Below are 2555 nucleotides of genomic sequence, written 5' to 3'. Positions count from 1 at the left end.
AGCGCCGATGGTAGTTGGGACCTTGTCCCTGTGAGAGTAGGACGTCGCCAAGCAACTGTAAGACGAGTCAGAATGACTCGTCTTTTTTGTGTTTATAACTTCTTATCAGCCGCAAGTACCATTTTAAGTTGTAAGTAATCCTTATTCTTTTAATCTTCTCATATTCAATTTCTTTCATCATTTTCGATGTGTAGTTTAAGATTTTCTATTTTATTTTTTGTAGAAGTGATCTGCCAGTGTGTTAAGATAGTGCAGTTGTTTTTTGAAGTACTTGAATATAAGAAGATTTAATTTTGAAAAAGGAGATAATATGAAAAAGATAGGTGTAATTACCATAGTAGTTTTAGTCCTTCTAGCAATTGCTTATATGTTAGTCGGGAATTATTTTTATAATTATGCATTGAATGCGAAACAAGAGAAAGAATTTTTAGAGGATAATCCTCACTTAGTAGAAACAGTGAACGCATCGGGAGGTGTGTTGGCTACAAATGAAGAAAAGGATGCGAACTTTGTATCAAATCATAAACCTAATACATTGAACATAAATTCTTTCGATAAGTTGAAATTAACAGGTTATGAATATATGAATGAACAATCTAGCCATAAATGGGCAATTGTAGTTCATGGATATGATAGCAGGGCATCGAAAATGACGAAATATATCCGGGAATTTTATGAACAGGGTTATAACGTCATAGCGCCAGATCTTCGTGGGCATGGAAATAGTGAAGGCGATTATATCGGCATGGGCTGGCATGATCGTAAAGATATTTTGATTTGGATTCAACAAATTGTAAAGAAAGATCCGAATGCTGAAATAGCACTATTTGGTGTTTCAATGGGTGGAGCAACTGTAATGATGACTTCAGGTGAAGATTTACCAGCTAACGTTAAAGTTATTATTGAAGATTGTGGATACTCAACTGTTATTGCTGAATTTACTTATCAACTAAAAGATTTATTCCACTTGCCGAAGTTTCCTGTTATGAATGCAGCAAATACAGTGACAAAATTAAGAGCTGGATATGATTTAGAAGAAGCTTCAGCTATAAAACAAGTGGCGAAAAGTAAAACACCTATGCTATTTATTCATGGGGATGCTGATACATTCGTTCCTTATGGAATGTTAGATGAAGTATATAATGCTGCAAAAGTAGAAAAAGAGAAATTAATTGTTCCAGGTGCTGGACATGGAGAGGCTGAAAAGGTAGATTCGAATAAATATTGGAATACCGTATGGAAGTTCGTGGGGAGATATATTCCAGCATAATTAGATTGTTTTAGAGTTGTATATACGATAATCAGAAGGTAGTGTTTTTATACTTTTGATTATCGTTTTTTTCTATTCGTAAATTCATTTTAGGTTGTAGTATATAAGGCTTGAAGCATAAATTTTTGAATTCTTTAGTACCAGTGCTACAATGATTGAAAACTACATGTTAATGAGGTGTTTCTATGAAAATTGAAGTATGGTCAGATTTTGTATGCCCATTTTGCTATATTGGGAAACGTAGATTAGAAATGGCTTTAGAGCAATTTCCACATAAGAAGGATGTTGAAGTTGAGTTTAAAAGTTTTGAATTAGACCAAAATGCTCCAATCTATTCTGGAACAAGTATTAATGAAGTACTTGCATCAAAGTATGGGATTAGTATTGAAGAAGCTAAGCGTAATAATATACAATTAGGAAATCATGCAGCTAGTATGGGTTTGGATTTTAATTTTAAAGAGATGAAGCCGACAAACACTTTTGATGCGCATCGTCTGGCGAAGTTTGCAAAGGATCAAGGAAAAGAAAAAGAGATTACGGAAAATCTGCTTTTTGCATATTTTACTGAATCGAAAAATTTAAGTGATGTGGATACGCTCGTTACTATTGCTGAAGCTTCAGGTCTAGATAAGCAAGAGGTTTTAAATGTTATTAATAATAAAAGTGCATATGCAAATGATGTTAGAGTGGATGAAGCGATTGCTCAGCAATATCAAATTTCGGGAGTGCCTTATTTTATTATTAATCAAAAGTATGCTATTTCAGGTGCACAACCACTTGAAACTTTTGTTGGTGCACTTCAGCAAGTGTGGGAAGAAGAGAATCGCGCACCTAAGTTACAAGAGTTTTCATCAGAAGAAGGAAGCGATATGTCTTGTACTGATGGAGGTTGTTCGATCCCTTCAAAAGAACAATAGTTTTTATGATGGAATAGCAACCCATAGGGAGTTATATGGGTTGCTTATATATAAGTATAGAAGAGATATTTAAATAGATAACTTGGTAATATAAATGAGATTTATAAAAAATGAAGTTTTTTATAAAAATCCATTGACTATTATTATTTATAAGTGTAGTATAGAACGAGTCGCCGATGCAATAACGCAGAACGCGGCAAACGAAATAAAAAACTTAGTTGACATTAACTAACGAAGATGTTAACATAAGGAAGTCGCAAATGAGCGACAAAGAAGTTCTTTGAAAACTGAACGAAACAAACAACGTAAACGTCAATTTTTATTTTTAGATGCTAGACAAACTAACTTTATTGGAGAGTTTGATCCTG

2 protein-coding genes are annotated in these 2555 nt (G+C 33.6%); both read left to right on the top strand.

The annotated features are described in order from the left end of the window. Positions 1–310 precede the first annotated feature (310 nt). Positions 311–1270: an alpha/beta hydrolase gene (locus tag ACFWDE_RS30335; protein WP_377896376.1), complete on the top strand. Its 960-nt coding sequence runs from the start codon at positions 311–313 to the stop codon at positions 1268–1270. 185 nt (positions 1271–1455) lie between these two features. Continuing rightward, positions 1456–2187, top strand: coding sequence for a DsbA family oxidoreductase (locus ACFWDE_RS30330; protein WP_377896375.1), 732 nt, complete (start codon positions 1456–1458; stop codon positions 2185–2187). Positions 2188–2555 lie beyond the last annotated feature (368 nt).

Source organism: Bacillus sp. NPDC060175, from assembly GCF_042728695.1.
In the GTDB taxonomy this organism is placed as follows: domain Bacteria; phylum Bacillota; class Bacilli; order Bacillales; family Bacillaceae_G; genus Bacillus_A.
Note: the sequence above shows the minus strand (reverse complement) of the source record. Positions and strands in the feature narration are given on the sequence as shown.